This window comes from Anaerolineae bacterium (assembly GCA_016931895.1).
Taxonomy (GTDB): domain Bacteria; phylum Chloroflexota; class Anaerolineae; order 4572-78; family J111; genus JAFGNV01.
The window spans coordinates 1-4,032 of sequence record JAFGDY010000186.1 but is presented as its reverse complement, the minus strand read 5'-3'; the positions used below and the strand labels follow the sequence as shown (position 1 = coordinate 4,032).

Sequence of the window (4,032 nt, the reverse complement as noted above, 5' to 3'; positions counted from 1 at the left end):
GTCTAAAGATCAGTTTGTTAAGGTTCAATCATTCCTTGACGTCATCTTGTTGGTATCGATGACGTTTCGCACCAGAAACTAGCTATGCGAGTTGCCAGATGTATGAACCGCAGAGGAGACCTGACGCTATCAGCTCAGCCCTTTGCGGTTCTGTTTGTCAATGGTTTGTGTGTCTCCGTTAGTCAGGTTACCTTAATCCTGCGCACTCTCTTTGCCACAATTGTGCCCCACAACCGCCAGCGTATCCGTTGCCAGGCTTTTAAACAACTGTCACCTATTTCTGTGGTGGCCGGATGGGGCGCGTAACGGAGTTGGATAAAGGCGTTGACCAACCGGCCAATATCGTCCGGCGCAGGGATGATTTTTTGCAGGCCGGCCCGCTGCCGGGTGAGACGTTCCAAATGGCCCACCAGGGCCGTCTCAAATTCCAGGGGGGTTGCCCCTGCGGGCAAGGCCAGGCCCAACAGCCGGGCGCAACGCTCCAGGCGACCTTGCAGCAGGGGGATTAATTGTTCCACGGGCAGGCGGCCCAGCCGCAAATCGTGACCCCACACGGCCAGCAATCCTACCAGCGCCACTCCGCCCAGCGGGGCCAAAACAAGAAGCAGCAGTTGCCACAGGGGGGTGGTGTACCACCAGTTTTGTTGCTGGGCTAACGTTTTGTTCAGGTCAAAGCCGGGCGGCAGCGTGGGCAAGGCGGCAAATTCCTCTTCTTCCTCAGAACGGACAATGGGGGGGCGCCCGCCGGTTGGTTCAAAATCTATCCAGCCATAATCTGGAAAATAAATCTGCGCCCAGGAATGGGCTTCCGCTTCGCGGACAACGTACTGGAAGGTTGAATAATCATAGGGGCTGGGCGCGTAACCAATGGCCAAACGAGCCGGCAGACCGGCCGCCCGGGCTAACACCACCATACTGGAAGCGTAATAATCGCAATATCCCTTTTTTAAGTCAAACAAAAAATAATCCACCACGTCTTGGTTGTGGGGCGGCGTCGGCACGTCAAGCGAATAGGGCATGGCCCGCAGGTATCTTTCAATGGCTATGGCCCGATCATAAGGCGTGGGCGCGGTGGTGGTCAATTCCACTGCCAATGAGCGAACCCGATCCGGGAGGGTGTCGGGTAAGGCCAGGTAACGTTTGGTCAGCCAGGCAGGGTAATCTGTTCCGGCTGCTTTCAACTCGTCTTCGGTTGGCTCAGGTAGCCAGGATTGAGCGATATAAGTTTGATCAGCGGCCAGGATGGTGCCGGCCCAATCCGTGTTTGAGCGGTAGGTGATTTGGCTGGGTTGATCAACTTGCAGGGGATAACCGGCGGTAAAAAGAACTTGGCCAAAGGTGTCAACCGGCTGGACGGTTTGCGTCAGCACTCGACCCGGCCCGATTGGGTTTAATTGAGCCTCGTTTGCTTTTAGTTCTATAGAGGTGGTAGGGCCGCTGTGCCAGCCCCGCCCGCTATACTTATCAAAAGTGGCGGCCAACCAATAGTAAGGCGGGGGCGGTTCTCCAATGTCTTCAACCACCACATAGGGCAGAGGCGGCGTTGGCAGGGGGTCGCTGGTTTTAACAAGCATCACCAATTGTTCGGTCAGTTCCGGGCCTGACCCCAACAGGTGGCGGCGCGGCAGGCCGGTGGGAATACCGGTCGGGCGTTCCCGGGTAGGATACGGCGCGCGCCGTTCAATGCCAAACGAGGCGGCCATACTATCTACCTGCTGGCCGCTTGAGGCGAATCGTTCCTGAACTTGCAAGCTCAGTTTGTCAATCATTCTGGTGATGGGTATTTGGGGAATAACCGAGCTAAAAACAACGATCAGACTAATCAAGAAACCGGCCGCAAAAGCTATATCGTGAGCAAGGTCGGTGGCCCAGTCAATCTGATTGGTTTGCCAGCGATGTTGTTTCCGTTCCCAACTGCTCACCACTTGCAGGGCCAGGGCCAGGGCCAGAAACACGCTTAACATGCTCAGGTTGATGCCGGAAAAGAAAATGGTAATGGCCAGCAGAATTCCCAGGGGGATCACGGCCACCAGCGCCTGGCGGCGTTGCCAAATGAGATAAGCGGCCCAGGCCGTGGCGCACCATAAAGCCCAACCCCACACCAATTGCAGAGGCAGCGGGTCAGAACTGCCTTGTCCTCCCAGCGAAAACAACCAGGTGCCCAATCGGGTTGTCACCACCCTACCGCCTTGCAGCAGGTCTTGCCAGGCTGAGATGAAGGGGCCTGCATCAGGCAGGGCAGTTGGACCCCACCACACCAAGATAATGCCGTAAATGAACATCATTTTGAGGATGGCCCAGATGAAGGGCAAAAGGTAGCCCACCAGGATCACCACCACCTGTAGCCCGGAACCAAAAATAAGCAGCAAGGCCAGCCACCAGGGAGCGCGAATGCGGGCTAACAGCCAGCCCAGGAGCAATCCACCCAGGCTGACGATGGTGAGCAATTGGTAATTTAGGCCGCGTACCAGATCGCCAATGCTCCCGACTACAGTCAGCGCCAAACTTGCGGCCAACATCCAGATCAAGGTTTGGGGATAGGTTAAGGCGCGCAACCAACGTTCTGTCATTGTAGCACCTCCCATTCCCCTTGGGGCCGGTGGATGGCCATGGCGCGGCCCAGGGCAGTGGTGTGCCATTCCCATTGGCCTTTGCCTTTAACGGCGGCTATGGCCGGTTTTAATATCTTGGGGTCTAAGATGTAGGTGGCAATATTCTGCTGAACCAGAATTTCGCGCAGGGCCTCCATTTGCGGCCCATTTTTTCCTCCCGGCAAAAGCATGACGGTGGGTATCAAGTCTCGTTTTTGGAGTAGAAGAAGCGGTTCCAACCAAAACGCTTCGGTTGAAGGGGTGATAACTATCACGCTGGCCGCCCGGCCCAGGGTTTCGCCGGAACGCCTCAGCAGTGACGCCAGGGGGTAGTGACCTGCCTCAATGGTGGCCAGTTCCCGCAAGGCTGTCCAGCGTTGCGAGTCATCTCGCGCTGGGGGTAACCAGAGCGGCTCAAGGCTATGCCCAATCAGGCCGGTGGCCTGGCCGTTCTGCAAACCAATTTCCAGCAGCGAGGCGGCCAGGGTAATACTTTGCTCTAAAGTGGAGTCGTCGCCCTCGCCATAGTGAACGTTTTTAGCCAGGTCCATAATGATCCACCAGTTGCCGCTGGGAGACCCGTCAAAGGTGCGCACAAACAAATCGTCGCGGTGGGCAGAAGTAGGCCAGTGAATCATCCGCAAACTATCGCCCGGGGTATGTTGCCGGACCGAAGTAGCCAGAATGGTAGGTTGGGGGGCGTAGGGGCGTGGCCGCCCCTCGCTGACCTGGCCGCCGGGAGCCACCTGGATGCCGGGCAAATTCAAAATGGGGGGCAGCACCAGTAACGGCACGGTGGCCGGGTTGTGTTTGGTAACCACAAATAGGCCAAAAGGATCGCCCATCCGCAGCGTGGTAGGGCCTAGATTGAACACTCCCCGCTGGTGACATACCCCTACAGCGGTCCACTGGTGATAATTATCACCCCCCACCCCTGTGGCTCGATCTGGGTGATGGCCGGGAACGGTGGAATGGTCGTTAACTTCTACCCACAAGGCCGGCAAAAGACTGGCGTTGAATAAGGTGAAACGTTCTTCCAGTACGTCTCCTACGTGGGACCAATTATAACGTTTCTCGCGGGTCAAACTAACGTACTGTTGCATTTGTCTGGCCCAGAACCAGCCGATGATCACCGTGAGGCTTAAGGCCAAGGTTAGGGTCAACCATACTTTTGAAGGCCCCATGATTTGCAAACCAAGCAACACCGCCAGAAGGGGCATTAACGGCCAGCCGTTGAATTTTAGTTCTGAAGACATAGGGTAGACATCCTGCTGTTCCACTGCGCCAAGCTTAAAGGATACGCTCCCGTAGGCCCTCTTCTTTATTGCTCACCCGCGCGCCGGGGACGGGGATAGAGGAGAGAATATCGGCAATCACTTCCCTGGCGGTCACATTTTTGATGCGGGCCGCCGGGCTGATGATCAGCCGGTGGGCCAGGGTG

General features: G+C 56.6%; 2 protein-coding genes. Both read right to left on the bottom strand.

The window, feature by feature from the left end; all coding sequences use genetic code 11:
* Positions 1-182: 182 nt before the first annotated feature.
* Positions 183-2,570 (bottom strand): transglutaminase domain-containing protein, encoded by a 2,388-nt coding sequence (locus tag JW953_13725; GenBank protein MBN1993756.1) that lies wholly within the window; start codon positions 2,568-2,570, stop codon positions 183-185.
* The gene (locus tag JW953_13720) at positions 2,567-3,847 is read right to left on the bottom strand and encodes a DUF58 domain-containing protein (protein ID MBN1993755.1); all 1,281 of its coding nucleotides are present in this window, start codon (positions 3,845-3,847) and stop codon (positions 2,567-2,569) included. Before JW953_13720 ends, JW953_13725 begins: the two co-directional genes overlap by 4 nt.
* Positions 3,848-4,032: the final 185 nt, after the last annotated feature.